This window comes from Vibrio sp. QJM3NY_35 (assembly GCF_057785915.1).
Genome location: NZ_CM173507.1, coordinates 3,052,196 through 3,077,551 on the forward strand (window position 1 = coordinate 3,052,196; position 25,356 = coordinate 3,077,551).

General features: G+C 45.5%; 37 protein-coding genes. 4 read left to right on the top strand and 33 right to left on the bottom strand.

Features of this window, described 5'->3' with window-relative positions:
* Positions 1 to 6 precede the first annotated feature (6 nt).
* From rpsE to fkpA, 28 genes are all read right to left on the bottom strand, one after another.
* Positions 7 to 507 (bottom strand): 30S ribosomal protein S5, encoded by a 501-nt coding sequence (gene rpsE / locus AC3CH3_RS13820; protein ID WP_017061307.1) that lies wholly within the window; start codon positions 505 to 507, stop codon positions 7 to 9.
* A gap of 14 nt (positions 508 to 521) precedes the next feature.
* Positions 522 to 875 carry a 50S ribosomal protein L18 gene (gene rplR / locus AC3CH3_RS13825; RefSeq protein ID WP_048605977.1) on the bottom strand — a complete coding sequence of 118 codons (354 nt, stop codon included), beginning with the start codon at positions 873 to 875 and terminating at the stop codon, positions 522 to 524.
* A 9-nt stretch (positions 876 to 884) separates the two neighbouring features.
* A complete protein-coding gene (gene rplF, locus AC3CH3_RS13830) occupies positions 885 to 1,418 on the bottom strand; it encodes a 50S ribosomal protein L6 (RefSeq protein WP_017063712.1) in 534 nt (177 codons plus the stop codon).
* Between the two features lie 10 nt (positions 1,419 to 1,428).
* Positions 1,429 to 1,821 carry a 30S ribosomal protein S8 gene (rpsH, locus tag AC3CH3_RS13835; RefSeq protein WP_017061309.1) on the bottom strand — a complete coding sequence of 131 codons (393 nt, stop codon included), beginning with the start codon at positions 1,819 to 1,821 and terminating at the stop codon, positions 1,429 to 1,431.
* 29 nt (positions 1,822 to 1,850) lie between these two features.
* On the bottom strand, positions 1,851 to 2,156 hold the full coding sequence (rpsN, locus tag AC3CH3_RS13840; protein WP_004738789.1) for a 30S ribosomal protein S14: 306 nt from the start codon (positions 2,154 to 2,156) through the stop codon (positions 1,851 to 1,853).
* Between the two features lie 16 nt (positions 2,157 to 2,172).
* The gene (gene rplE / locus AC3CH3_RS13845) at positions 2,173 to 2,712 is read right to left on the bottom strand and encodes a 50S ribosomal protein L5 (protein ID WP_004738790.1); all 540 of its coding nucleotides are present in this window, start codon (positions 2,710 to 2,712) and stop codon (positions 2,173 to 2,175) included.
* A 24-nt stretch (positions 2,713 to 2,736) separates the two neighbouring features.
* Positions 2,737 to 3,054, bottom strand: a complete 318-nt coding sequence (gene rplX, locus AC3CH3_RS13850) for a 50S ribosomal protein L24 (protein WP_004738792.1) — start codon at positions 3,052 to 3,054, stop codon at positions 2,737 to 2,739.
* 11 nt (positions 3,055 to 3,065) lie between these two features.
* Positions 3,066 to 3,437 carry a 50S ribosomal protein L14 gene (gene rplN, locus AC3CH3_RS13855; protein ID WP_004736740.1) on the bottom strand — a complete coding sequence of 124 codons (372 nt, stop codon included), beginning with the start codon at positions 3,435 to 3,437 and terminating at the stop codon, positions 3,066 to 3,068.
* 162 nt (positions 3,438 to 3,599) lie between these two features.
* Positions 3,600 to 3,854: a 30S ribosomal protein S17 gene (rpsQ, locus tag AC3CH3_RS13860; protein WP_004736739.1), complete on the bottom strand. Its 255-nt coding sequence runs from the start codon at positions 3,852 to 3,854 to the stop codon at positions 3,600 to 3,602.
* Positions 3,854 to 4,045, bottom strand: a complete 192-nt coding sequence (rpmC, locus tag AC3CH3_RS13865) for a 50S ribosomal protein L29 (RefSeq protein ID WP_004736737.1) — start codon at positions 4,043 to 4,045, stop codon at positions 3,854 to 3,856. The genes rpsQ and rpmC overlap by 1 nt, the downstream gene beginning before the upstream one ends.
* Positions 4,045 to 4,455, bottom strand: coding sequence for a 50S ribosomal protein L16 (gene rplP / locus AC3CH3_RS13870; protein ID WP_004736736.1), 411 nt, complete (start codon positions 4,453 to 4,455; stop codon positions 4,045 to 4,047). Before rplP ends, rpmC begins: the two co-directional genes overlap by 1 nt.
* 11 nt (positions 4,456 to 4,466) lie before the next feature.
* Positions 4,467 to 5,165: a 30S ribosomal protein S3 gene (rpsC, locus tag AC3CH3_RS13875; protein ID WP_004736734.1), complete on the bottom strand. Its 699-nt coding sequence runs from the start codon at positions 5,163 to 5,165 to the stop codon at positions 4,467 to 4,469.
* Between the two features lie 18 nt (positions 5,166 to 5,183).
* Positions 5,184 to 5,516 carry a 50S ribosomal protein L22 gene (gene rplV, locus AC3CH3_RS13880; protein ID WP_004736732.1) on the bottom strand — a complete coding sequence of 111 codons (333 nt, stop codon included), beginning with the start codon at positions 5,514 to 5,516 and terminating at the stop codon, positions 5,184 to 5,186.
* Positions 5,517 to 5,526: 10 nt separating this feature from the next.
* On the bottom strand, positions 5,527 to 5,805 hold the full coding sequence (gene rpsS / locus AC3CH3_RS13885) for a 30S ribosomal protein S19 (RefSeq protein WP_004736729.1): 279 nt from the start codon (positions 5,803 to 5,805) through the stop codon (positions 5,527 to 5,529).
* A gap of 19 nt (positions 5,806 to 5,824) precedes the next feature.
* Positions 5,825 to 6,649 carry a 50S ribosomal protein L2 gene (gene rplB / locus AC3CH3_RS13890; protein ID WP_010435149.1) on the bottom strand — a complete coding sequence of 275 codons (825 nt, stop codon included), beginning with the start codon at positions 6,647 to 6,649 and terminating at the stop codon, positions 5,825 to 5,827.
* A gap of 14 nt (positions 6,650 to 6,663) precedes the next feature.
* Positions 6,664 to 6,966 (bottom strand): 50S ribosomal protein L23, encoded by a 303-nt coding sequence (gene rplW / locus AC3CH3_RS13895; protein WP_004736765.1) that lies wholly within the window; start codon positions 6,964 to 6,966, stop codon positions 6,664 to 6,666.
* Complete coding sequence (rplD, locus tag AC3CH3_RS13900; RefSeq protein WP_004738803.1) at positions 6,963 to 7,565, bottom strand: 50S ribosomal protein L4; 603 nt, start codon at positions 7,563 to 7,565, stop codon at positions 6,963 to 6,965. Before rplD ends, rplW begins: the two co-directional genes overlap by 4 nt.
* 16 nt (positions 7,566 to 7,581) lie before the next feature.
* Positions 7,582 to 8,211, bottom strand: coding sequence for a 50S ribosomal protein L3 (rplC, locus tag AC3CH3_RS13905; protein WP_004736763.1), 630 nt, complete (start codon positions 8,209 to 8,211; stop codon positions 7,582 to 7,584).
* A gap of 14 nt (positions 8,212 to 8,225) precedes the next feature.
* The gene (rpsJ, locus tag AC3CH3_RS13910; RefSeq protein ID WP_004736761.1) at positions 8,226 to 8,537 is read right to left on the bottom strand and encodes a 30S ribosomal protein S10; all 312 of its coding nucleotides are present in this window, start codon (positions 8,535 to 8,537) and stop codon (positions 8,226 to 8,228) included.
* A gap of 447 nt (positions 8,538 to 8,984) precedes the next feature.
* The gene (gene tuf / locus AC3CH3_RS13915) at positions 8,985 to 10,169 is read right to left on the bottom strand and encodes an elongation factor Tu (RefSeq protein WP_010435158.1); all 1,185 of its coding nucleotides are present in this window, start codon (positions 10,167 to 10,169) and stop codon (positions 8,985 to 8,987) included.
* Between the two features lie 147 nt (positions 10,170 to 10,316).
* Positions 10,317 to 12,413 (bottom strand): elongation factor G, encoded by a 2,097-nt coding sequence (fusA, locus tag AC3CH3_RS13920; protein ID WP_017061101.1) that lies wholly within the window; start codon positions 12,411 to 12,413, stop codon positions 10,317 to 10,319.
* Between the two features lie 166 nt (positions 12,414 to 12,579).
* Positions 12,580 to 13,050, bottom strand: a complete 471-nt coding sequence (gene rpsG / locus AC3CH3_RS13925; RefSeq protein WP_010435163.1) for a 30S ribosomal protein S7 — start codon at positions 13,048 to 13,050, stop codon at positions 12,580 to 12,582.
* 106 nt (positions 13,051 to 13,156) lie between these two features.
* A complete protein-coding gene (rpsL, locus tag AC3CH3_RS13930) occupies positions 13,157 to 13,531 on the bottom strand; it encodes a 30S ribosomal protein S12 (protein WP_004737194.1) in 375 nt (124 codons plus the stop codon).
* 182 nt (positions 13,532 to 13,713) lie between these two features.
* Positions 13,714 to 13,989 carry a sulfurtransferase complex subunit TusB gene (gene tusB, locus AC3CH3_RS13935; protein ID WP_017063711.1) on the bottom strand — a complete coding sequence of 92 codons (276 nt, stop codon included), beginning with the start codon at positions 13,987 to 13,989 and terminating at the stop codon, positions 13,714 to 13,716.
* 8 nt (positions 13,990 to 13,997) lie between these two features.
* The gene (tusC, locus tag AC3CH3_RS13940) at positions 13,998 to 14,354 is read right to left on the bottom strand and encodes a sulfurtransferase complex subunit TusC (RefSeq protein ID WP_017063710.1); all 357 of its coding nucleotides are present in this window, start codon (positions 14,352 to 14,354) and stop codon (positions 13,998 to 14,000) included.
* Positions 14,351 to 14,740, bottom strand: coding sequence for a sulfurtransferase complex subunit TusD (gene tusD, locus AC3CH3_RS13945; protein ID WP_017063709.1), 390 nt, complete (start codon positions 14,738 to 14,740; stop codon positions 14,351 to 14,353). Before tusD ends, tusC begins: the two co-directional genes overlap by 4 nt.
* The gene (locus AC3CH3_RS13950; protein WP_004729851.1) at positions 14,734 to 15,459 is read right to left on the bottom strand and encodes a helix-turn-helix transcriptional regulator; all 726 of its coding nucleotides are present in this window, start codon (positions 15,457 to 15,459) and stop codon (positions 14,734 to 14,736) included. The genes tusD and AC3CH3_RS13950 overlap by 7 nt, the downstream gene beginning before the upstream one ends.
* Before the next feature lie 205 nt (positions 15,460 to 15,664).
* A complete protein-coding gene (gene fkpA, locus AC3CH3_RS13955) occupies positions 15,665 to 16,441 on the bottom strand; it encodes an FKBP-type peptidyl-prolyl cis-trans isomerase (protein ID WP_017061105.1) in 777 nt (258 codons plus the stop codon).
* Between the two features lie 131 nt (positions 16,442 to 16,572).
* Here fkpA and AC3CH3_RS13960 point away from each other — a divergent pair, with 131 nt between their 5' ends.
* Positions 16,573 to 17,550: a WD40 repeat domain-containing protein gene (locus tag AC3CH3_RS13960; RefSeq protein WP_017063707.1), complete on the top strand. Its 978-nt coding sequence runs from the start codon at positions 16,573 to 16,575 to the stop codon at positions 17,548 to 17,550.
* A gap of 5 nt (positions 17,551 to 17,555) precedes the next feature.
* The gene (locus AC3CH3_RS13965; protein ID WP_009848930.1) at positions 17,556 to 17,783 is read left to right on the top strand and encodes a SlyX family protein; all 228 of its coding nucleotides are present in this window, start codon (positions 17,556 to 17,558) and stop codon (positions 17,781 to 17,783) included.
* A 181-nt stretch (positions 17,784 to 17,964) separates the two neighbouring features.
* Here the strand turns inward: AC3CH3_RS13965 and AC3CH3_RS13970 are convergent, their stop codons facing one another.
* From AC3CH3_RS13970 to kefG, 5 genes are all read right to left on the bottom strand, one after another.
* Entirely contained in the window at positions 17,965 to 18,930 is a 966-nt protein-coding gene (locus tag AC3CH3_RS13970; protein WP_488537350.1) for an isoaspartyl peptidase/L-asparaginase family protein, read from the bottom strand.
* A gap of 218 nt (positions 18,931 to 19,148) precedes the next feature.
* Positions 19,149 to 19,739, bottom strand: coding sequence for a peptidylprolyl isomerase (gene slyD, locus AC3CH3_RS13975; RefSeq protein ID WP_017061108.1), 591 nt, complete (start codon positions 19,737 to 19,739; stop codon positions 19,149 to 19,151).
* A gap of 94 nt (positions 19,740 to 19,833) precedes the next feature.
* A complete protein-coding gene (locus AC3CH3_RS13980) occupies positions 19,834 to 20,034 on the bottom strand; it encodes a YheV family putative zinc ribbon protein (RefSeq protein ID WP_019825339.1) in 201 nt (66 codons plus the stop codon).
* Positions 20,035 to 20,190: 156 nt separating this feature from the next.
* Positions 20,191 to 21,987, bottom strand: a complete 1,797-nt coding sequence (kefB, locus tag AC3CH3_RS13985) for a glutathione-regulated potassium-efflux system protein KefB (RefSeq protein WP_488537351.1) — start codon at positions 21,985 to 21,987, stop codon at positions 20,191 to 20,193.
* Entirely contained in the window at positions 21,974 to 22,558 is a 585-nt protein-coding gene (gene kefG / locus AC3CH3_RS13990; protein WP_488537352.1) for a glutathione-regulated potassium-efflux system ancillary protein KefG, read from the bottom strand. Before kefG ends, kefB begins: the two co-directional genes overlap by 14 nt.
* A 174-nt stretch (positions 22,559 to 22,732) precedes the next feature.
* Between kefG and AC3CH3_RS13995 the strand changes: the two genes are divergently transcribed.
* Complete coding sequence (locus tag AC3CH3_RS13995; RefSeq protein WP_488537353.1) at positions 22,733 to 24,655, top strand: ABC transporter ATP-binding protein; 1,923 nt, start codon at positions 22,733 to 22,735, stop codon at positions 24,653 to 24,655.
* Positions 24,652 to 25,122 carry a TIGR02444 family protein gene (locus AC3CH3_RS14000; RefSeq protein ID WP_488537354.1) on the top strand — a complete coding sequence of 157 codons (471 nt, stop codon included), beginning with the start codon at positions 24,652 to 24,654 and terminating at the stop codon, positions 25,120 to 25,122. Before AC3CH3_RS13995 ends, AC3CH3_RS14000 begins: the two co-directional genes overlap by 4 nt.
* Positions 25,123 to 25,356 lie beyond the last annotated feature (234 nt).

Consider the following 25,356-nt stretch of genomic DNA (forward strand, 5'->3'; position numbering starts at 1 on the left):
GTGTGCTTACTCCGAAATAGATTCAACAGTTAGACCACGTTTAGCAGCAACCATTTCTGGTGACTTAACGTCTACTAGAGCACCAATCGTTGCACGAACGATGTTGATCGGGTTCGTTGAACCGTATGCTTTAGAAAGTACGTTATGTACGCCCGCAACTTCAAGTACAGCACGCATTGCACCACCGGCAATAACACCTGTACCTTCTGCAGCTGGCTGCATGTAAACTTTAGAGCCCGAATGACGACCTTTCACCGGGTGGTGAAGAGTGCCTTCGTTAAGCGATACTGTAACCATGTTACGGCGCGCTTTTTCCATTGCTTTTTGAATCGCAGCAGGTACTTCACGAGCTTTGCCGTAACCGAAACCTACACGACCATTACCGTCACCAACTACTGTTAGTGCAGTGAAGCTCATGATTCGACCACCTTTAACCGTCTTAGATACACGGTTAACTGCGATCAGCTTTTCTTGCAAATCATTAGCTTGTTGTTGTTCTTTAGCCATCTTCCAACCCTACCTTAGAATTTCAGACCAGCTTCGCGAGCAGAATCTGCTAGCGCCGCTACTCGACCGTGGTATTGGAAACCAGAACGATCGAATGCAACTGAAGCTACGCCTTTTTCAAGAGCGCGCTCAGCAACAGCTTTACCAACTGCTTTAGCTGCATCAACGTTACCAGTGTTCTTAACTTGCTCACGGATCGCTTTTTCTACAGTAGAAGCAGCTGCGATAACCTCAGAGCCGTTTGCCGCGATAACTTGTGCGTAAACATGGCGAGGAGTACGGTGTACTACCAGGCGAGTTGCACCAAGTTCTGCAATCTTACGACGTGCACGTGTAGCACGACGGATGCGAGATGCTTTCTTATCCATAGTGATACCTTACTTCTTCTTAGCTTCTTTAGTACGCACATTTTCATCTGCGTAACGAACACCTTTGCCTTTGTAAGGCTCAGGAGCACGGTAAGAACGAATGTCAGCCGCAACTTGACCTACTACTTGCTTATCGCAACCAGTAATGATGATCTCAGTTTGGCTAGGGCACTCAGCTTTAATACCTTCAGGTAGAGCGTGCTCTACTGGGTGAGAAAAACCAAGTGTTAGAGCTACAGAGTTGCCTTTCATAGCAGCACGGTAACCAACACCCTTAAGAGTTAGCTTCTTAGTGAAGCCCTCAGTAACACCCACAACCATGTTATTAACTAGAGCGCGAGCTGTACCAGCTTGTGCCCATGCGTTAGTAACACCTTCTTTCGGACCGAAAGTTAGGTTGGTTTCTTCCTGTGCAATAACTACGGCGCTGTTAAGAACGCGAGTAAGCTCACCTTTGCTACCTTTTACAGTAACTTCTTGGCCGTTTAGTTTCACCTCTACGCCAGCTGGAATAGCGACAGGTGCTTTAGCAACACGAGACATAATCTACTCCTTAAGCTACGTAACAGATGATTTCACCGCCAAGACCTGCTTTACGAGCAGCACGGTCAGACATCAGACCCTTGGAAGTAGAAACAACTGCAATACCAAGACCACCCATCACTGTAGGTAAAGAGTCTTTATTTTTATAAACTCTTAGACCAGGACGTGATACACGCTTGATTTGCTCGATTACAGGTTTAGCTTGGAAGTACTTAAGAGTAACTTCTAGCTCAGGTTTTGCTTCGCTGTTAACAGCGAAGTCTACGATGTAACCTTCAGCTTTAAGTAATGCAGCAATTGCAACTTTAAGCTTTGAAGAAGGCATTTTTACAGCAACTTTGTTTGCTGCCTGACCGTTACGAACTCGGGTCAGCATATCCGAAATCGGATCTTGCATGCTCATAAGATTTACTCCAAATGATTAAGTGGCAATTACCAGCTAGCCTTACGAAGACCCGGAATCTCGCCTTTCATGCAAGCTTCACGAACCTTAATGCGGCTTAGACCGAATTTACGTAGGTAACCGTGTGGACGACCAGTTTGGTTGCAACGGTTGCGCTGACGTGATGCACTTGAATCACGTGGAAGAGATTGCAGTTTAAGAACCGCATTCCAACGATCTTCTTCAGATGCGTTTACATCGCTAATGATAACTTTTAGCGCAGAACGCTTTTCAGCGAACTTAGCTACTAGTTTTGCACGTTTAGCTTCACGTGCTTTCATTGATTGTTTAGCCATAACAGTAACCCTACCCTTACTTACGGAATGGGAAGTTAAAGGCAGCCAGCAGAGCTCGGCCTTCCTCATCGGAACCCGCAGAAGTCGTGATAGTGATATCAAGACCGCGGACGCGATCGACTTTATCGTAGTCGATTTCCGGAAAGATGATTTGCTCGCGAACGCCCATGCTGTAGTTACCGCGACCGTCAAAAGACTTAGCGCTAACACCACGGAAATCACGTACACGTGGAAGTGCGATAGAGATTAAACGCTCTAAAAATTCCCACATGCGCTCACCACGCAAGGTTACTTTACAACCAATTGGGTAGCCTTCACGAATTTTGAAACCAGCTACAGATTTACGCGCTTTAGTGATAAGTGGCTTTTGACCAGAGATCGTTGCCATATCAGCTGCTGCGTTTTCTAGCAGTTTCTTATCGTTGATTGCTTCACCAACGCCCATGTTTAGGGTGATTTTCTCAATCCTAGGGACTTGCATGACGCTTGTGTAGCTGAACTCTTTGGTAAGCTCAGCGACTACAGACGACTTGTAGTAATCATGCAGTTTCGCCATAGTAGAACTCCAAATTACTTCTAATTAGTTAGAAACAGTTTCGCCGTTAGATTTGAAGAAACGAACTTTCTTGCCATCTTCGATACGGAAACCGATACGGTCTGCTTTACCAGTAGCCGCGTTAAAAACAGCAACGTTAGAAGCATCAATAGCTGCTTCTTGTTCAACGATGCCACCTTGTTGACCTAGAGCCGGAACCGGCTTTTGGTGTTTCTTAACAAGGTTGATGCCTTCAACGATAACTTTACCAGTTGTCAGAACCTTAGTTACTTTACCTTTCTTGCCTTTATCTTTACCAGCAAGAATGATTACTTCGTCATTACGACGGATTTTAGCTGCCATATTGCCGCTCCTTACAGAACTTCAGGTGCTAGTGATACAATCTTCATGAATTTCGCGTTACGAAGTTCACGAGTCACAGGACCAAAGATACGTGTGCCGACTGGTTGCTCAGTAGTGTCATTTAACAATACACAAGCATTACTGTCGAAGCGAATGACAGAACCGTCTGGGCGACGAACGCCTTTACGGGTGCGCACTACTACCGCCTTCAGAACATCACCTTTTTTTACTTTACCGCGAGGAATCGCTTCCTTCACTGTAACCTTGATGACGTCACCGATATGTGCATAACGGCGGTGAGAGCCACCCAGAACCTTAATACACATTACCTTGCGCGCGCCAGAGTTATCTGCTGCGTCAAGTGTACTTTGCATCTGGATCATTGTTAGTGCTCCGCTAAATATTAAAACTAGACCCTCTCGGGTCGGGCTGCCTCTTTAAAAGGGACGCGAATTGTACCACCCTTTTTTTAAATTGGGTAGACAAAAAACAAGCGGCTCCAAAAAATTATTTGGAGCCGCTTATAAGTTATAGAATTACAAAGATTAAATCTTCGCTTTTTCTAGAACTTTAACCAATGTCCAAGACTTAGTCTTAGACAGAGGACGACACTCAGCGATTTCAACTTTGTCGCCTAGGCCACAAGTGTTGTCTTCGTCGTGTGCGTGTACTTTAGTCGTGCGTTTGATGAACTTACCGTAAATTGGGTGTTTTACAGTGCGTTCAATAGCAACAACGATAGACTTGTCCATCTTGTCGCTTACTACACGGCCTTGCTGGATGCGGTTAGTTTCGCTCATTATGCGCCTGCCTTTTCAGTCAAAACAGTTTTCACACGTGCGATGTCACGGCGTACAGCTTTTAGAGTATGAGTTTGCTGTAGTTGACCAGTTGCAGCTTGCATGCGCAAGTTGAACTGTTCACGTAGCAAATTCAATAGCTCAGCGTTAAGCTCTTCAACGTTCTTTTCGCGTAGATCTTGTGCTTTCATCACATCACCTGCTTAGTTACAAAAGTAGTTTTAACAGGCAGTTTACGTGCCGCTAGGCGGAACGCTTCACGTGCCAACTCTTCAGGTACGCCATTCATCTCGTACATAACTTTGCCTGGTTGGATTTGAGCAACCCAGTACGCAACTGAACCTTTACCTTTACCTTGACGAACTTCAAGAGGCTTTTCAGTAATCGGCTTGTCTGGGAATACACGGATCCAGATTTGACCTTGACGCTTAATGTGACGTGTCATAGCACGACGTGCCGCTTCGATTTGACGTGCAGTCAGACGACCACGGCCAACAGCTTTAAGACCGAATTCGCCGAAGCTTACTTCAGTACCTTTAGCTAGACCACGGTTACGACCAGTCATAACCTTGCGGAACTTAGTACGTTTTGGTTGTAGCATCGTTCGACTCCTTACTTACGGCCTTTACGCTGCTTCTTAGGCTTATCGCCTTTTGGCTCTACTGCGTTAGCAGCTGGCATACCGCCTAGAATCTCACCTTTGAAGATCCAAACTTTAATGCCGATCACACCGTATTGAGTGTGAGCCGAAGAAGTTGCGTAATCAATGTCTGCACGTAGAGTGTGTAGAGGCACACGGCCTTCACGGTACCACTCAGAACGTGCGATTTCAGCACCGCCAAGACGGCCGCCTACTTGTACTTTGATGCCTTTAGCGCCTAGACGCATAGCATTTTGTACCGCACGCTTCATTGCACGACGGAACATAACACGACGCTCTAGTTGAGACGCGATGCTATCAGCTACAAGCTGACCATCTAGCTCAGGCTTACGTACTTCAGCGATGTTAATTTGCGCTGGTACACCTGCGATTTTAGCTACAGCTGCGCGTAGCTTCTCTACGTCTTCACCTTTCTTACCGATAACAACGCCAGGACGAGCAGTGTGAATAGTCACACGGATGCTCTTAGCTGGACGCTCGATAACGATACGAGATAATGATGCTTTTTGTAGTTCCTTTGTAAGGAACTGACGTACCTTGAAGTCGCCGTCTAGGTTGTCAGCGAATTCGTTGGTATTAGCAAACCATGTAGCATTCCAAGGCTTAACGATGCCAAGACGAATACCATTAGGATGTACTTTCTGACCCATTGCTTACTCTCCTAGTCTTTAGCGATCTGCTACAACAATAGTGATGTGGCTTGAACGCTTCAAGATACGATCCGCACGACCTTTAGCACGAGGCATAATACGCTTCATGATAGGGCCCTCATCTACGAAGATTTTAGCGACATTTAGATCGTCGATATCTGCACCTTCGTTATGTTCCGCGTTAGCGATAGCTGACTCAAGAACCTTCTTAACTAATACAGCAGCTTTTTTGTTGCTGAAAGTTAGAATTTCTAGAGCTTGGTCTACCGACTTACCGCGAATTTGGTCTGCAACTAAGCGAGCTTTCTGTGGAGAAATACGAGCAAAGTTATGTTTAGCTAAAGCTTCCATCATCTACTCCTTATTTCTTCTTAGCTTTCTTATCTGCAGCATGACCGCGATAAGTACGAGTTGGTGCAAATTCGCCCAGTTTGTGACCGATCATTTCTTCGGTAACGAAAACTGGAACGTGCTGACGACCATTATGGACAGCGATGGTCAAACCAATCATTGTTGGGATGATCATTGAGCGACGGGACCAAGTCTTAATAGGCTTTTTGTCTCCGCTTTCCACCGCTTTCTCTACCTTCTTCAGCAAGTGTAGGTCAATAAAAGGACCTTTCTTGAGAGAACGTGGCATGGCGATTCCTCTTTATAAATTATTTAGTGCGACGACGTACGATGTACTTGTCAGTGCGCTTGTTCTTACGAGTCTTGAAGCCCTTAGTAGGAACGCCCCAAGGAGAAACTGGGTGACGACCACCAGATGTGCGGCCTTCACCACCACCATGTGGGTGATCCACCGGGTTCATTACTACACCACGTACGGTTGGACGTACGCCGCGCCAGCGTGAAGCACCAGCTTTACCAAGTTCACGTAGCATATGCTCAGAGTTACCAACTTCACCGATCGTTGCACGACCTTCAGAAAGTACTTTGCGCATCTCACCAGAACGTAGACGGATAGTTACGTATGCACCATCGCGAGCGATGATTTGAGCATAAGCACCAGCCGAACGAGCTAGTTGAGCACCTTTACCAGGCTTAAGTTCAACACAGTGTACAGTAGAACCTACTGGGATGTTGCGCATCGGCAGAGTGTTACCTGCTTTGATTGCAGCATCTACGCCAGATTGAATCTGGTCGCCTGCGTTAACACCTTTAGGTGCAATGATGTAACGACGCTCACCGTCTGCGTACAGAACTAGAGCGATGTTAGCACTACGGTTTGGATCGTATTCTAGACGCTCAACTTTCGCTGGGATGCCATCTTTAGTACGTTTGAAGTCAATTACACGGTAATGGTGCTTATGACCACCACCGATGTGACGTACTGTAATACGACCGTTGTTGTTACGACCACCGTTCTTAGAGTTTTTCTCTAGAAGTGGTGCGTATGGCTTACCCTTGTGTAGGTCAGCGTTAACAACTTTAACGACGTGACGACGACCAGGGGAAGTCGGCTTACATTTAACAATAGCCATTTTTACTACTCCTGTTATTCCGCGCCGCCAACGAAGTCAAGATCTTGACCTTCTTTCAAAGTAACGTAGGCTTTTTTCACGTCTGAACGACGGCCTTCACGCATACCTTGACGTTTGGTCTTACCCTTTAATACAAGAGTATTTACAGACTTAACTTCAACTTCAAATAGCTTTTCTACAGCTGCTTTGATCTCTTTCTTAGTTGCATCTTTAGCTACTTTGAAAACGATAGTGTTCGCTTTCTCAGCTGCCATAGTTGCTTTTTCAGAGATGTGCGGAGCACGTAGAACTTTTAAGATACGCTCTTCAGTGATCATGCTAGCATCTCCTCAACTTGCTTAACTGCGTCAGCAGTCATTAGAACCTTGTCGAAAGCGATTAGTGATACTGGATCAACACCAGCAACATCACGTGCATCTACTTTGTATAGGTTACGAGCAGCTAAGAATAGATTTTCATCTACTTCGCCAGTCACAATCAGAACGTCGCTTAGCTCAAGCTCTTTAAGCTTAGCTACAAGTTCTTTTGTTTTTGGTGCTTCTACAGAGAAGTTATCAACAACGATTAAACGCTCTTGACGAACTAGCTCAGAAAGAATGCTCTTCATAGCACCGCGGTACATTTTTTTGTTTACTTTTTGGCTGTGATCTTGTGGTTTCGCAGCAAAAGTAACACCACCTGTACGCCAGATTGGGCTACGAATTGTACCAGCACGTGCGCGGCCAGTACCTTTTTGACGCCATGGCTTAGCGCCACCGCCAGATACTTCAGAACGAGTCTTTTGAGCACGAGTACCTTGACGAGCACCTGCTGCATATGCAACAACTACTTGGTGTACAAGAGCTTCGTTGAAGTCACGTCCGAAAGTAGTCTCGGAAACAGTTAGTGCATCAGCACCTTTAACCATCAATTCCATTACTTACTCCTAGACGTTATGCTTTAACAGCAGGTTTTACGATCACGTTTCCGCCTGTTGAGCCCGGTACTGCACCTTTAATAAGGAGTAGATTGCGCTCAGCGTCAACACGTACGATCTCTAGGTTTTGAGTCGTTACACGCTCAGCACCCATGTGACCTGCCATTTTCTTGCCTTTAAACACGCGGCCTGGAGTTTGACATTGGCCAATTGAACCCGGTGCGCGGTGAGACAAAGAGTTACCGTGAGTCATATCTTGAGTAGAGAAGTTCCAACGCTTGATAGCGCCTTGGAAGCCTTTACCTTTAGATGTACCAGTAACGTCTACTTTTTTAATTTCGTTGAAAAGTTCTACGTTTAGCTCAGCGCCAACTTCAAACTCTTCGCCGTTTTCTAAACGGAATTCCCAAAGACCGCGACCTGCTTCTACACCCGCTTTCGCGAAGTGACCAGCTTCAGGTTTAGTTACACGGTTAGCTTTCTTAGCACCAGTAGTTACTTGGATTGCTGCGTAGCCGTCTGTCTCAAGAGTTTTAACTTGAGAAATACGGTTCGCTTCAACCTCAACAACAGTTACTGGGATAGAAACGCCTTCTTCAGTAAATACGCGGGTCATACCCACTTTACGTCCGACTAGACCAATCATTATTCTTATCTCCCTTAACCTAGGCTGATTTGAACATCAACGCCAGCTGCAAGATCAAGACGCATTAGAGCATCAACAGTTTTATCTGTTGGCTCAACGATGTCGATCAAACGCTTGTGAGTACGGATTTCGTACTGATCACGTGCATCTTTGTTGACGTGTGGAGAGGTAAGAACAGTGAAACGCTCTTTACGAGTAGGAAGTGGAATAGGACCACGAACCTGTGCGCCAGTACGTTTTGCTGTTTCAACGATTTCCGCAGTTGAAGCATCGATTAGCTTGTAATCAAACGCTTTAAGGCGGATACGAATACGTTGGTTCTGCATGAGACAGAGCTCCAATTATTAAAAATTACACAAACAATATCGCCACTCAAACCCGATAAAACGAGAGAATGCCGATTGATTTATGTGAAACCGTAGCATCCAAAATTAGGACGCATTGTCAGTTAACTTTTGAAGCAAACAAAAAGTTTACTATTTTTATTAACCGCGAACATAAGCTGAGTATACATTACTAGGTAAGACCTACTCCTCAGTGCTCATTGGTTCACAACCAGCGTTAGCCAGTGCGATGCATTATACAGATCACACTTTAGTATGCAAGTAGTGTTGGAAAAATAATCGGAATTTATTGGAAGTTGGTTTTGTATCGAGAGAGAAGAAGATAGATGGAAGGTGATATTTCTTTAGAGAAAACAAAAGGGAAGCCGAAGCTCCCCTTTTTCAGATGCGCGCTCTTCTAATGAAGAGTGTGCAAAAATCTAAATGCTATTAAGCGAAGATTTTAGCTACAACACCAGCACCAACTGTACGGCCACCTTCGCGGATTGCGAAACGTAGACCTTCGTCCATTGCGATTGGAGCGATTAGCTCAACAGTCATTTGAACGTTGTCACCTGGCATTACCATTTCTACGCCTTCAGGTAGAGTGATGTCGCCTGTTACGTCAGTTGTACGGAAGTAGAACTGTGGACGGTAACCTTTGAAGAAAGGAGTGTGACGGCCGCCTTCGTCTTTAGAAAGTACGTATACTTCAGACTCAAACTTAGTGTGTGGGTTGATAGAACCTTTCGCAGAAAGTACTTGACCACGTTCAACGTCATCACGCTTAGTACCACGTAGAAGTGCACCAACGTTCTCACCTGCACGACCTTCGTCAAGCAGTTTACGGAACATTTCAACACCAGTACAAGTAGTAAGAGTAGTCTCTTTGATACCAACGATTTCTACTTCGTCACCTACACGTAGGATACCGCGCTCGATACGACCAGTTACAACAGTACCACGACCTTGGATTGAGAATACATCTTCAATTGGTAGTAGGAACGGTTGGTCAACTGCACGCTCTGGCTCAGGAATGTAAGAATCTAGTGCTTCTGCAAGCTCAACGATCTTGTCTTCCCACTGCTTCTCGCCGTTTAGTGCGCCAAGTGCAGAACCTTGGATAACTGGTAGGTCATCACCTGGGAAGTCGTATTCAGAAAGAAGTTCACGAACTTCCATCTCAACTAGCTCAAGTAGCTCTTCGTCATCAACCATGTCACATTTGTTCATGAATACGATGATGTAAGGGATACCAACTTGACGACCAAGTAGGATGTGCTCACGAGTTTGAGGCATAGGGCCGTCAGTCGCAGCAACAACTAGGATACCGCCGTCCATTTGTGCAGCACCAGTGATCATGTTTTTAACATAATCCGCGTGTCCTGGACAGTCTACGTGTGCGTAGTGACGTGCTGGAGTGTCGTACTCAACGTGAGAAGTTGCGATTGTGATACCGCGCTCACGCTCTTCTGGAGCGTTATCGATAGATGCGAAATCTTTAGCAACACCGCCGTATACTTTTGCAAGAGTAGTACAGATAGCAGCAGTTAGAGTTGTTTTACCGTGGTCAACGTGGCCGATAGTACCAACGTTTACGTGCGGTTTCGTACGTTCAAATTTTTCTTTAGACACAATCGTGTTCCTTCCTAGTTATGATTCGCCACGTTCATTATTGAGCGAGACGCGCCAGAAATTGCTATTTTATGCGCCAACTCTCGTTAGCGCAATATTTGGACGCATTGTTCTTTCAAAAAATGAAAAAAAATGCCTTCCTTTTGTTTAACCACGCTCTGCAATGATTGCTTTTGCAACATTGTTAGGCACTTCAGCGTACTCACTAAACTCCATAGAGTAAGAAGCACGACCTTGTGTCGCAGAACGTAAATCAGTTGCGTAACCGAACATGACAGACAACGGAACTTGTGCACGAATTATCTTCAGGCCAGCTGTCCCCTCGTCCATACCTTCGATGATGCCGCGACGACGGTTAATATCGCCAACAACGTCACCCATCCAGTCTTCTGGAGTAGTTACTTCAACTTTCATCATAGGCTCAAGCAAAACTGGTTGCGCTTCAAGTGCACCCGTTCTGAAAGCCATAGAGGCAGCGATTGTAAACGCCATCTCACTTGAATCTGTTTCATGGTAAGAACCATCATATAGTGTAGCTTTGATATCCAAAACTGGATAGCCAGCAAGCACACCATTGTTCATCTGCTCTTCAACGCCTTTAGCGACTGAAGCAATAAACTCTTTCGGTACGATACCATTGGCAATTTCATCCACAAAGACAAAGCCTTCGCCAGCTTCTGATGGTTCCAGTTTTAGCCATACGTGACCGTACTGACCTTTACCACCATGTTCACGGATAAATTTACCTTCCGCTTTCGCTGTACCACGAATAGTCTCACGGTAAGCCACTTGCGGGTTACCAACGTTGCAGTTCACGCTAAATTCACGCTTCATACGGTCAACGATGATATCTAAGTGTAGTTCACCCATACCAGAAATTAGAGTCTGGCCAGTTTCCGCATCCATATCAACGCGGAACGATGGGTCTTCCGCTGCTAGTTTACCTAGAGCGATAGTCATTTTATCTTGATCAGCTTGAGAGCTTGGCTCTACAACGATCTGAATAACTGGGTCTGGGAACTCCATGCGCTCAAGAACAATCTTATGGTTCTGGTCACAAAGGGTTTCACCAGTAGTCACATCTTTCAGGCCAATGATAGCTGCGATGTCACCTGCTCGTACTTCTTTTACTTCTTCACGCTTGTTTGAGTGCATTTGAACAATGCGACCTAAGCGTTCACGTTGCTTCTTCACAGAGTTGTAAGCTGTTTTACCGCTTTCAACAACACCAGAGTAAACACGGATGAAAGTTAAAGTACCAACGAATGGGTCTGTTGCAATCTTAAATGCTAGCGCTGAGAACGGTTCTTTGTCGTCTGCGTGACGCTCTGCTTCATTTTCGTCTTCATCGATACCTTTAATTGCAGGGACATCAACTGGAGAAGGAAGGAAATCAACAACTGCATCTAGAACAGCTTGTACACCTTTGTTTTTGAATGCACTACCACAAGTAGCAAGTACGATTTCATTATTAAGGGTACGAGTACGAAGACCTTGTTTGATTTCAGCTTCTGTTAGTTCACCTTCTTCAAGGTACTTATCCATCAGCTCTTCATTTGCTTCTGCAGCAGCTTCAACAAGTTCTGTACGATATTCTTCAGCCATTTCTTGCATGTCTGCAGGGATATCTTCGTACGTAAAAGTCATGCCTTGGTCAGCTTCGTTCCAGTTAATTGCCTTCATCTTGATAAGATCGACAACGCCTTGGAAGTTTTCTTCAGCACCAATGTTCAGTTGAATTGGAACAGGAGTTGCGCCTAGGCGGTCCTTGATCTGTTCAACTACGCGCAAGAAGTCTGCGCCGGTACGGTCCATTTTATTAACGAAAACCATACGTGGAACTTGGTACTTATCAGCTTGACGCCATACTGTCTCTGACTGAGGTTCAACACCAGATGAGCCACAGAACACAACAACTGCACCATCAAGTACACGCAAAGAACGTTCTACTTCGATTGTGAAGTCAACGTGTCCAGGAGTGTCGATGATGTTGATACGGTGGTCCGAGAACTGAGCTTCCATACCACGCCAAAACGTAGTGGTTGCTGCTGAAGTGATCGTAATACCGCGCTCTTGCTCTTGCTCCATCCAGTCCATGGTTGCTGCACCATCGTGAACTTCGCCGATTTTATGAGAAAGACCGGTATAGAACAGAATACGTTCACTTGTGGTTGTTTTACCTGCATCTACGTGAGCAACGATACCGATATTACGGTATTGCTCTATAGGAGTTTTACGAGCCACGGTTGAATCCTCTTATTAGAGACTTAGGGACTATTGCTATGCCTAGATTATGCGTTAAAAGCGATGCTTCGCTAAAAATTGCTTGCCCTAGAAATAGCAATAGTTCCTAGCATAAGCATAGGAACTAAAGAAGTGCTGCAAGGAACCTTGCAGCACTAAAAAGGTATTACCAACGGTAATGTGCGAACGCTTTGTTTGCGTCAGCCATGCGGTGAACGTCTTCACGTTTCTTAACCGCAGTACCTTTGTTCTCAGACGCGTCTAGCATTTCAGCAGCTAGGCGTTGAGCCATAGATTTTTCACCACGCTTACGCGCAGCTTCAACTACCCAACGCATAGCAAGAGCGTTACGGCGAACCGGACGAACTTCTACAGGTACTTGGTAAGTTGAACCACCTACACGGCGAGATTTAACTTCTACCGCTGGGCGAACATTTTCAAGAGCTTCTTCAAATACAGCTAAGTGGTCTTTACCAGACTTCTCAGCCATTGAATCTAGTGCAGTGTAAACGATTTTTTCTGCAGTAGATTTCTTTCCGTCAACCATAAGGATGTTAACGAATTTTGCCAGCAATTCAGATTTGAACTTAGGATCTGGAAGGATCTTACGCTGACCTATTACGCGACGACGTGGCATGGATATTCTCCGTTGTCTTCTTCAGGTTTTTTCCAAAACTTTTCAGAATAATAAATAAAATAGTGTTTGGCCTTACTTAACGATTTCTTTTTAAAAAGAGAATCAATTAAGACTTAGGACGTTTCACACCGTACTTAGAACGACCTTGTTTACGGTCGTTAACGCCAGCACAGTCAAGTGCGCCGCGAACAGTGTGGTAACGAACACCCGGAAGGTCTTTTACACGACCGCCACGGATTAGTACAACACTGTGCTCTTGTAGGTTGTGGCCTTCACCGCCGATGTACGAAGTTACTTCGAAACCGTTAGTTAGACGTACACGACATACTTTACGTAGTGCCGAGTTAGGTTTTTTAGGTGTAGTAGTGTAAACACGAGTACATACACCACGTTTTTGTGGGCACGCTTCTAGTGCAGGCACGTTGCTTTTAACAACTTGCTTTACACGAGGTTTGCGAACCAACTGGTTAATAGTTGCCATTAACTAGCTCCTGAAATTTACTTGAAAGTAAGCTTTGTGAAAAATCTATCCCTAATCACAAGTCGTAATTAGGGACGCAAAATTCTATTCAGCAGTGGGAGGTGTGTCAAGAAATATACAGATCTTTTTTAGCCGTCTAGAGCTCAGGATGGTCTGATTTTAACCAAACTGATAGAACACGCTTACCAAGTCACTGATTTGTCGTTCAAAACCGTCAGTTTAACGAAGCCATCGAAGTCAACTTGATCAATGGTACTTGAGACAAGTAGTTGTAAACCTCGGCTATCTAGATCTGGTTTTAACACCGACACCTGCTCTACTGCGCAGATTTGAGTGAATAACTCATGATTTGGAAGGCAAACATACACCGCATCTTCCACCAAAAGATACTGATCTTGTGGCTGAGAATAGGTCAATGCGAGTTTAAGTTTGTCGACTGATTTTACGATATGAAGCATAGCGTCCCCTAGAAAGTCAGTATCTGTTGGCACTGAGCTAACTTCTGCGTTAACTCGTCGGCTTCAACGGTGGTCACATCGATCAGCAGGTTGTCGGCTGAAAGACCAAACTGACTCAGACTCCGCTGACACACATACACCTGTTCGATGTCGTACAAGTCCATAAGTTTGAATGCGGAGATGTAGTCACGCGATAGTGTTTCGTCGGGCTGCTGCGCTTTGAGAAGCTGTGTCACGCCATCGCCAACAAAGAACACGGCAATGTCTTCACTGTAGGCGGACGCAGCAAGTAATGCGTCTAACCCTTCTCTACCCGCAGCAGTTGTATGAGGGAAACTGTTAAATATAAAGGCTAACTTTCTCAAAACTGCACAACCCTATCTTGCGTTAGTAGCGCTTCTGATAAGCTCCCTAATCCGGCCTGAGTAAACCCCGTGGCTAGGTTAGAGGCACTTAGTTGATGTTGCTCTGCTTCTTCAGAGCTAATCACTCCGCGTCTTAGCGCAGCTGCCACACAGGTTTCAAGGCTAACATCGTGCTCATCAGCCAGCTTTTGCCAAGCAGAAGCTAAGTCAAATTCATCGTTAGCCGGTACGGTAAGGTCTGAGCCGTTACTGACGCCATCTTGATAGAAGAACACACTGTGAAGTTTGTGGCCCTGTTTAATCAGAGCCACGGCAAACTGGTAGGCACTTCTTGCTGACTGTGAGCCATAGACAGGCCCATTCACTAGGAGTGTATAGCTTAGCAACCCTCTTCATCCTCTGTTTTACGTTGGCGGATGTATAGGTACACGGTGTGCTTAGAGATGTTCAGTCGCTCAGCAACGCGGTTAATCGCGTCTTTAATATCGAAAATACCTTTGTCGTACAGCTCCATCACGATCTGACGGTTCTTCGTATTGTTCGATACCGATTTGTCAGCGTTAATTTCTTCAATGGTGCGTTCAACCGTCTGGTCGACAAGTTCTTCAACGTCACTAGCGAAGTTAACCGATGATGCGGCTTCGTCTGCGTCTTGCGTAGGCATGAACGATTGCAGTACTTGTGAGAATGGCGCGTCTAGGTTCACGTTAATACACAGTAGGCCAATCACTCGGTCTTCACCGTTGCGGATAGCAACCGTGATCGACTTCATCAACACTCCGCCTTTAGCGCGAGTGAAGTATGAACGTGAGAAATTACGCTTAGAACCTTCAATATCTTTTAGCATCTTCAATGCAAGATCGGTGATCGGCGAACCAACCTGACGACCCGTATTTTCGCCGTTGGCAATTTTAATCGCAGAAGTATTGAGGTCTTCTAAAGAGTGCAAAACGATTTCACAAAACGGACCAATAAGGCTCGCAATACCGTCAACAACGGCCTCATAAGATCTTAGAATGATTTTATCGTGTTCACTGAATGGCATAACGTGGACTGATTCCATTTCAAGTAACACATCTGCATTGACTGTTTCTGTAGTAGTCACTTATTCCTTACCTTCGTGTGAAAAATCAACAAATTTATGTAAGTTTATCAGAAAATTTTAATTGCACACCTAGCTAACATTGCAACTAGTGATTTAGAACAAGTTTAAAAATCAAATACTCATCTTCAAATCATAAAAAAAGCCTAACTCAAAGTTAGGCTTTTTATTCAATCAACGTATTTTAGTACGAGGCTTTTAACCGATATTACTGTGCAGGAGCTGCTTCAGCGTTATCGATGTTTAGTAGTTCTACTTCGAATACTAGCGTTGAGTTAGCTGGGATAGTCGGTGTATCTTGCTCACCGTATGCTAGCTCTGGCGGGATAACGAACTTGTACTTAGAACCGACTTGCATCAGCTGTACGCCTTCAGTCCAGCCTGGGATTACGCGGTTTAGTGGGAATGTCGCTGGTTCGCCACGATCGTAAGAGCTGTCGAACTGAGTACCGTCTGTTAGCGTACCTTTGTAGTGTACTTGAACGGTATCAGTGTCTTTTGGAGAAGCGCCTTCACCAGCAGTCATTACTTGGTAAAGTAGACCAGATTCAGTCTGCTTAACGCCTTCAGTTTTAGCGAACTCAGCACGGAAGTCATCACCGGCTTTCTTCACTTCTGCAGACTTTTCTGCCGCTTGTGCTTGCATCGTTTCAGCAACACGCTTGTCTAGAGCTTCAAGAGCTGCGCGAGTTTCTTCTTCGTTAAGTGCTGTTTTCTCTGCGAATACGTCTTCGATACCTTGAAGAACCATATCTTTGTCTAGGTTGATACCTAACTCGCTTGGCTTATCAATGCTTGTGCTTAGGTAGTTAGCGAAAGATACACCGATTGCGTAAGCCGCTTTGTCATCTTCTGTTTTAAAGTTTACTGCTTCAACTTTAACTTCTTCTACCTGTGGAGCTTCTGCCTTTGGTTCTTCTTTCTGACAACCAACTGCTAGCATAACCGTTGCGGCAAGCAGTGATACTTTTAAAACTGATTTCATTGAATTCTCCAATTAATGGCTAAGCCATTGGTTATTGTGCACAAATCTAATGATTAGATTGGTGTGAATACGTTAGTTATAACAATATACTAGTCATATGTCTTTCGACACAAACCGGATTATTAGATGTGATGCGAATATTTTTCCACTCATTGCTATGTACAATTGTCATCACCTTGTTAAATGGTTGCTTTTTCTTCCAAGATGATGAGCAACGTTGGGAAATTGAGCCCAATGGTGCCACCAGCTTTGCACTCAGCAGAGATGGACGCTTCGCCCTGCTCTACTCTCAGCAAAAGCAACTGCTCCTTTGGGACCTCGCCGAAGACCAAGAGTTGGCTCAGCTTGGTCCACAAGACCAGTTAGAAAACCAAGTATCGCGTATCCGTATCTCGGACAATGGCCGTTTTGCCATTACCGCTAGCCAGATGAACTTCGCCGTTTGGGACTTATCTTGGACTCAAGCACAAGGGCTCTGGTCTATCTCCGACGGCTTGATTCGCGATGTCGATATCTCTAGCAATGGTGAAAAAGTACTGCTTGGCCTTTCTAATGGCAAAGCCATCTATGTGGACTTAGTCACCGGACGCCGTCTGGAGTTCCTCGCTCACCGAGAAAAAGTGAATTCAGTCTCCCTCTCTTCTAATGGCCGCTACGCATTATCAGGCGGCAACGACTACAAAGCCTACCTTTGGGATACCGAATCAGGTTTGGTGTTACGTACCTTCGAGCATGAACAAAGAGTAGTACGAGTTGCACTCCAACGCGATGGCGAGCTGGCTTTTACCTCTGATGGCGGCAATCAAGCGATGATTTGGGATCTTGAAACGGGCGAACCTCAAGCGCAATTGCAAAGCTGGTCTCGACAGTTGATTTTCTCGAGTGCTCGTTTTTCTGATGACGGCAGCATGTTGGTGACGGGCACGCCATCCAGCCAAGTGAGTGTGTGGAATACTCAGGATGGCAAACGAATTTCTCGCCACGATGCTGAGCCACTAAAAGATGCTCGCCCTCCTCGTGCGGTAGTGTATGATGCAGCCTTTGATGATAAGAACCGTGTGATATCGGGCACCTCTGCGGGCATTGCCCAAGCTTGGAATGTGGATTAAGAACGATGACAGAAAAGCGAGTTGAACAACTAGAAAGCCGCGTAAATGACCTAGAGTGTCAGTTAGCTTTCCAAGAACAAACCATTGAAGAACTCAATGAAGCGCTTAGCCAACAACAAATGTTGATCACGAGAATGCAAGACCAGATGAAATTCGTGGTTGGCAAAGTGAAAAATATGGATGGCTCTAATCTAGCTGACGCATCAGAAGAGACGCCACCTCCACACTACTAAGTGCGGTTCAAAATAACGAATTGATTCTAGCGACGTATATCGTTAGTTTCTCGTCCTCAATGTGTAAACACATTTCAGAACGGGACATAGAAAACTAAAAGGGCGACAGATGCTTATCTGTCGCCCTTTTGTTTGTTTAATCTGCGCTAATTCAACTAAAGCCAATTAAGCCGATAGAAACTTAATCATCGGCATAAATCTTCACTTCAACACGACCTTCAGTATCAACACTTGCACGATACATTCCTGAGCTGTTCATACCAAAATGAATATCGCCTTGGCCATCGATAGCGATCAAGCCACCTTCTCCACCCATAATTTTCAATTCACCTTGAATGATCGTTTCACAAGCGGTGTGCACATCTTCTTTCAGGTAACGCATTCGTGCTGCGACATCACTGGCGACCATTTTACGTAGGAAGAACTCGCCCATCCCGGTTGTTGAAACAGCAACGTTGCCATTTTCAGCGATGGTTCCCGCCCCAATAATCGGAGAATCACCCACGCGACCGTATTTCTTATTGGTCACGCCACCGGTACTGGTTGCTGCTGCTAAGTTACCCGCTTGATCTAATGCGACTGCACCGACCGTGCCGTACTTTTTGTCGTCGGGGTATTTCTCAGCTTGCTGTTCATCATATTTCGCTTCAGACAGAGCAAAGATGCCTTTCTCTTTCATCGACTGAAGTTGATCATAGCGGCGCTCAGTAAAGAAGTAGTCTTGCTCGGTAAAGGTGTACTCATGCTCAAACGCAAACTTCTCGGCACCTTCACCAATCAGCAACACATGGTCGCTTTTCAGCATCACATCACGCGCAAGTTCAATTGGATTTTTGATATGGCGAACGCCTGCAATAGCACCCGCATCCATTTCGCGGCCGTGCATCACAGAAGCGTCCATCTCAACAAATTCATCATGCGTTAAAACAGAGCCCTTACCTGCATTAAAGTGCGGGCTGTCTTCCATCACCTTAACCGATGCCACTACCGCATCCAGAGCATCACCACCCGCTTGCAATATTTGATAACCAGCCAAAACCGATTTTTCCAAAGCCTCAGTAATACCCGCTTTTAATTCATCGCTCATTTGCTCTCGCAAGGTGGTGCCTGCACCACCATGAATGGCAATTGAAAAAGGCTGTGACATACAAACTCTCCACTGACGTCGTCTTATAATGTTATGCTATCAATACCACATCCATGGTTCTATGTCTGATAGCGAAAACCAAACTTTTTGCGAATACTTAGATTTGCGGACACTTAGTTTGGTAGAGAAAAGCGAGGTCAAAAAGCGAGACTCCTAAACGCAAAAAGCCTCCACAAGGGAGGCTTTCAAGATTCTTAAACTAAACCGTTAATTCGGTATTAGTGAGAACCACAGCTACCACCGCCGCAGCAGCCGTCTTTCTTCTCTTCACCGTGGTCATGGCCTTCGCCACCACAGCAACCGCCTTCGTGGTCATGATCGTGGTCGTGACCGCCACAGCCGCCTTCTTGGTGTACGTGACCGTGTTGAACTTCTTCTTCAGTCGCTTCACGGACCGCTACAACTTCAACGTCAAACGTTAGAGTTTGGCCAGCTAGCATGTGGTTACCATCAACAACAACTTCGTCGCCATCTACTTCAGTAACTTCAACTGGGATTGGACCTTGATCAGTATCCGCAAGGAAACGCATGCCAACTTCGATTTGCTCCACACCTTGGAATACGTCAGCAGGAACACGTTGAACTAGTGCGTCGTTGTGCTCGCCGTAAGCGTCTTCTGGAGTAACAGTTGCAGAGAACTTGTCGCCAGCTACTTTGCCTTCAAGCTCTTTTTCAAGACCTGTAATTAGGTTGTTGTGACCGTGAAGGTAATCTAGTGGAGCTTCTGCAGTTGATTGGTCAACTACTACGCCATCTTCAAGTTTCACTTGATATGCAACACTAACTACTACGTTCTTTTCAATTTTCATGAGAGCTCCAAGGAGGTTTGGACTAAGCTCGAACAGTTGAGCTTAGGAAAAATTCTGTACCCGGATATTATGGGGATCAATTGACGAAACTCAATCATTCTGGCTTAAAAATACCGATCATTTCTTGATTCGCGTGTTCAGATTTCTCTACAGTTTTCGGTTTACGCTGTTCTGTGAAGTCACAATCGACACATTCCACCAGCTCTATATTATTTTCAATCCACCAACGGAGTGTGTCTTGAGTACTACAACTTGGGCAGCTTGCCCCTGCGATAAAGCGTTTTTTCTGTTTCACGTTGATATCCTTTACTACTCTGGATCCGCAGTTCTTCTACTCTAGATCTATTTAAGAAAAAGCAGAGACCACGTTTATTGTTAGATTGGTTCTATAGTCGGTTATTTCTATGCCCAAGCTCTATTTCTAAGCTCAAGCATTAGTTATCAGTTCAAGCTACTGCCAATAGTTTCGAGATTGGTGATCGTTTTCCATCTCATGTCCAAAGATCTCTTCAAGCTCTTTACGAGCCTCTTTCGCTCTTTGGGCTAACTCGGCATCTTCGTTATGCTGAGGCAACAACTCTTTCAGCATACCATTATCCAACTTTCTGAAGTGTGCTTCTGCTCGCTTCGCTTTATATGGATGCATGCCAAGCTCGGTCAATGTTTGACGACCTAAATCCAACGCCCCAAGGAAGGTTTCACGAGAGTAATTGCTCACACCGTGGTTAAGTAATTGATACGCTTCAACACGGCTTCGAGCACGCGCTAAGATCTTTAAGCGTGGGAAGTGTTGCTTACACAAATCGACGGTTTTCATGATTTCATCGGGAGAATCAGTACACAGCACAATCGCCTCTGCTTTATCTGCACCGGCTGCGCGTAACAGCTCAAGGTGAGTCGAGTCTCCGTAAAACACTTTGTAGCCAAACTTTCTTAGGATATGGATTTGGCTGGCATCACTCTCAAGGACGGTGATGCGAATCTTATTGGCATACATCAAGCGACCAATGATCTGACCGAAACGACCAAAGCCAGCAATGATCACTCGAGGACTACGATCGACCACATCCGAAGACATCGCGTTTTCACTGATTTGATTCAGTTGACGAGCAAAGAATCGATCTTGCAACTTGAGCATCAATGGCGTGGTCACCATAGATAGACTCACCACTACCAGCAAGAACGACACTTGCTCACCACTCAAGATGCCTTGCGCACTTGCCGCCGTGAAGATAACGAAAGCGAATTCACCGCCTTGGCTTAGAATCATCGCCATGCGGCTACGCGCTTTAGCCTGAGTACCAAAGATACGAGCCAGCGCGTACAGCACTAAGCCTTTCAAAACCACCAGCGCTAATACAGCAATCAGTATCGCGAATGGGCTTTCAGCGAGTAAACCTAAGTTCACCGCCATGCCGACCGAGATAAAGAACAAGCCAAGCAATAACCCTTTAAATGGATCGATCGCGATTTCAAGCTCGTGTCGATATTCACTTTCAGCCAGAAGCACGCCCGCTAGGAACGTACCCAATGCCATCGACAAGCCAATCTGTTGCATGATCACAGCGATACCAATTACCAATAACAGCGCTGCTACGGTAAACAACTCACGCACACCACTCATTACTACGTATCGGAATAGTGGCCTCAGTAAGAAGTGACCGCCGACAAGTAAGCCAATCACACCACCTAGCATCCACAGCATGTCAGCCCAGCTACCGCCAGTATTACCAGCAAGCAGAGGTAACATCGCTAGCATAGGGATTACTGCAATATCTTGGAAAAGTAGTACTGCAAAGCCCGACTGCCCTGCTTCTTTACCACCGAGCTCTCGTTCTTCAATAACCCGCAAGGCAATCGCAGTCGAAGACAGCGCCAAGCCCATACCTATCACTAGGCTGGTTTGCCACGTTAATCCAAATAGACAGGCAATAGCGGTAATAATCAGAGTGGTGATCAGCACTTGCGCGCCACCTAATCCGAGAATGGGAGCTCGCATCTGCCACAGTTTTTTAGGGTTAAGCTCTAAACCAATCAAGAAGAGTAGCAGTACCACCCCGAATTCGGAGAAGTGCAGAATCGCCTCTACATCACTGATTAAGCCAAGCCCCCAAGGGCCAATAGCAACACCAGCCAGAAGGTAACCTAATACTGAACCCAAACCGGCGCGCTGTGCGATAGGAACCGCAACCACAGCAGCCGCTAAAAATATAACGCTACTTTGTAGAAAATCATTAGTCAGAGCCATCATCTGCTCCTATATCTTGTAGCGGGTCTCGCAACCAGTTTCGATATTCTTCTGCATGCTGGTAACGCGTCATATCGGTAACATTTCGTGCCCAGTGTAAAACCAAAGGGGATATCCAGTTCATCTGACACAAAGAAGCGGTGAGCTCAAACGGTTGCAAGATCTCTTGTAATGGATATTTATTATAGCCTGCGGCACCAAACGCCTCTTCTTTACCACCGGTAGTAATCACACTGCGCCAGTGTTTGCCTTTAAGCGCACTTTGCTCACCAAACGCAAAACCCTTGCCTAACACGCGATCAAACCACTCTTTTAACAATGAAGGGCAGGAATACATAAACAGAGGATGTTGAAACACGATCACATCGTATTGAAGGAGCAATTCATGCTCATAAGGCACATCGATAAAGAAGTCTGGGTAGATGGCGTAGAGATCATGAATTTTGACATGACCGAGCGACTCTACCTTCTTAATCATCATCTGATTAGCAATAGAGGTTTGCGGCTCTGGGTGCGCATAGATGATCAACACCTTTGGCAAGACTTTGTCTGTCGAGGGAGTATTACTCATTCCTTTGAAACATTCCTTTGAGGGCTAAACGGTGGCAAGGCCACAAGAATTTAAGCAAAAGTTATTAATATGTTATTGGCATCATAACGCAAATTGCATTGTGATCGACTTTTATCTGGTTTCAGCCTACTATGCAGGCGTCTGTTCACCTCAAATTTCTATGCTATTTCAATTATGATTACTTTCTCTGATATTCAATTGCTACGCGGCGGTAAGCCACTCCTCGACCAAGCATCTGCGACTTTTCACCCTGGCGACAAGATCGGTTTGGTTGGTAAAAACGGCTGTGGTAAATCTACGCTATTCGCCTTAATTAAGGACGAACTGTCTATTGATGCAGGTTCATTCAGCAAACCCGCTCATTGGGAGATGGCTTGGGTTGCTCAAGAAACCCCAGCGTTAGAAAGAACAGCAATTGAATACGTGATTGATGGCGACCGTGAATACCGCGGCCTTGAAGACCAACTAGAGAAAGCTGAACAAGCCGACAACGGCACATTGGTAGCAGAAATCCACGGCAAGATTGAAACCATTGGTGGTTACAGCATCAAGGCGCGCGCTGCCGAGTTACTGGACGGCCTAGGCTTTAGCCAAGAACAAATGACATGGAACCTGACTCAATTCTCAGGTGGTTGGCGCATGCGTTTGAATCTAGCGCAAGCCCTACTATGTCGTAGTGACCTGCTGCTACTCGATGAACCGACCAACCACTTGGATTTAGACGCTGTAATGTGGCTAGAGCGTTGGTTACAAACCTACCCTGGCACGCTAGTACTTATCTCGCACGATAGAGACTTCTTAGACCCTATCGTCAATCGTATCGTGCATGTTGAAAATCAACAGCTCAATGAGTACACGGGTAACTACTCATCGTTCGAAACACAACGAGCGCAAAAACTGATTCTGCAACAAGCGATGTATCAAAAGCAGCAGAAACAGATGTCTCACATGCAGAGCTACATTGACCGATTCCGTTATAAAGCTTCAAAAGCTCGCCAAGCGCAGAGCCGTATAAAAGCGCTAGAGAAAATGGAACAAGTGTTACCTGCTCAGTTTGATAACCCATTCAGCTTTGAGTTTAGAGAACCAGACGCACTACCAAACCCAATCATGATGATGGACGAAGTATCAGCGGGCTATGATGACAATCTGATTCTAGAGAAGATTCGCCTGAACCTAGTACCAGGCAGTCGTATTGGTCTGCTTGGTCGAAATGGTGCTGGTAAATCAACGTTGATTAAGCTGCTTTCTGGCGAACTGAAACAGCAAGGTGGTGAGCTGAGCTATTCGCAAGGCGTTAAGATTGGTTACTTTGCGCAGCACCAATTAGAAACACTGCACCCTGAAGAAACACCGCTACAACACATGATGCAGATTGCCCCTAAACATACCGAGCAACAACTGCGTGATTACCTAGGTAGCTTCGGTTTCCAAGGCGAAAAAGCGCTCGATAAAGTAGCCCCCTTCTCTGGTGGTGAAAAAGCGCGTTTAGTATTAGCGCTACTGGTATGGCAAAAACCAAACCTGTTGCTACTCGATGAACCAACCAACCACTTAGATCTCGACATGCGTCAAGCGCTGACTTTTGCCCTGCAGACGTTTGAAGGCGCAATGGTTATCGTATCGCACGACCGTTACCTACTGCGTGCAACTACCGATGATTTATACCTTGTTCACGACCGCCAAGTAGCACCGTTTGATGGTGACTTAAGCGATTACTACAAGTGGCTAACCGAACAGCAGAAAATTGAGCGCAAAGAGGCACAAGCATTGGCACCAGCAAAAGACGGTGCCAACAGTGCAGCAGCGAAAAAAGAGCAGAAACGTAAAGAAGCCGAGTTCCGTAAACTGACGGCACCACTGCGTAAAAAGCTGACTCAATTTGAAAAGCAGATGGATAAATTAACGCAGGCTCTTGAAGAAGCCGAGCAAGAATTATCCGACACTTCACTGTATGAAGCTGAAAATAAGGCTAAACTGAATAAAGTACTCGCTCTCCAAGCGAGCAGTAAGTCACAGCTAGAAGAAGTTGAAATGGATTGGATGTCCACTCAAGAAGAGCTTGAGCAGATGGAACAGGATATGGATAGCTTATGAGCCCAGAGCACGCCCCAATATCACTAACACTGGAACGACTATGGCAATTTAGCCTTCAATATTACAGTGTGCGCGGTGTAAAGGATGCGTGCCTAGCTTTGCAAAACCAATTCCACGGCAACGTCAATCTACTGCTGCTTCTCAAATGGCTTGATGAGCAGCAATTGTCTTTTGCTGAAGAGGAGTGGCACAAAGTACACCAGTGCTTAAGCCGCTCTGAAACCCTGCTTCATAGTTATCGAGAGCTACGTAAACATCTCAAAGCACACGTTGTCGACTCACTATACCGTGAAGCCTTACAGTTTGAGTTACAGCTTGAAAAGCAACAACAGTCCGATCTCGTCGACTGTATAAACTCCCTACAACTTTACGCTAACCAGCAATCACCGCTCGCGTTTCAGTACTGTCGTTTATTAGGAGCAGAAAACCTCTACGACGCTTTTTCTGAACCAGCACCTCAGCCCTAGCTCATTCTCTTTCCTTTTTACTCAATCAAGATCCAAGCTTAACTGCGCCCTGTCTCTCTTCATGTGCATGCACTGACTAATATGCACAATGAAGTTTTTAAGGCACCTAACATTGATATTATTCAACTGGTTACCCATAGCCTGTTTTTGTATCTCGTACAAGTGAAAGCCTTGCGCTTATGCCGAGAATCAACCAAGCTCAAATAAAAACGTGGGCGTTTCACTGCAAGCTCA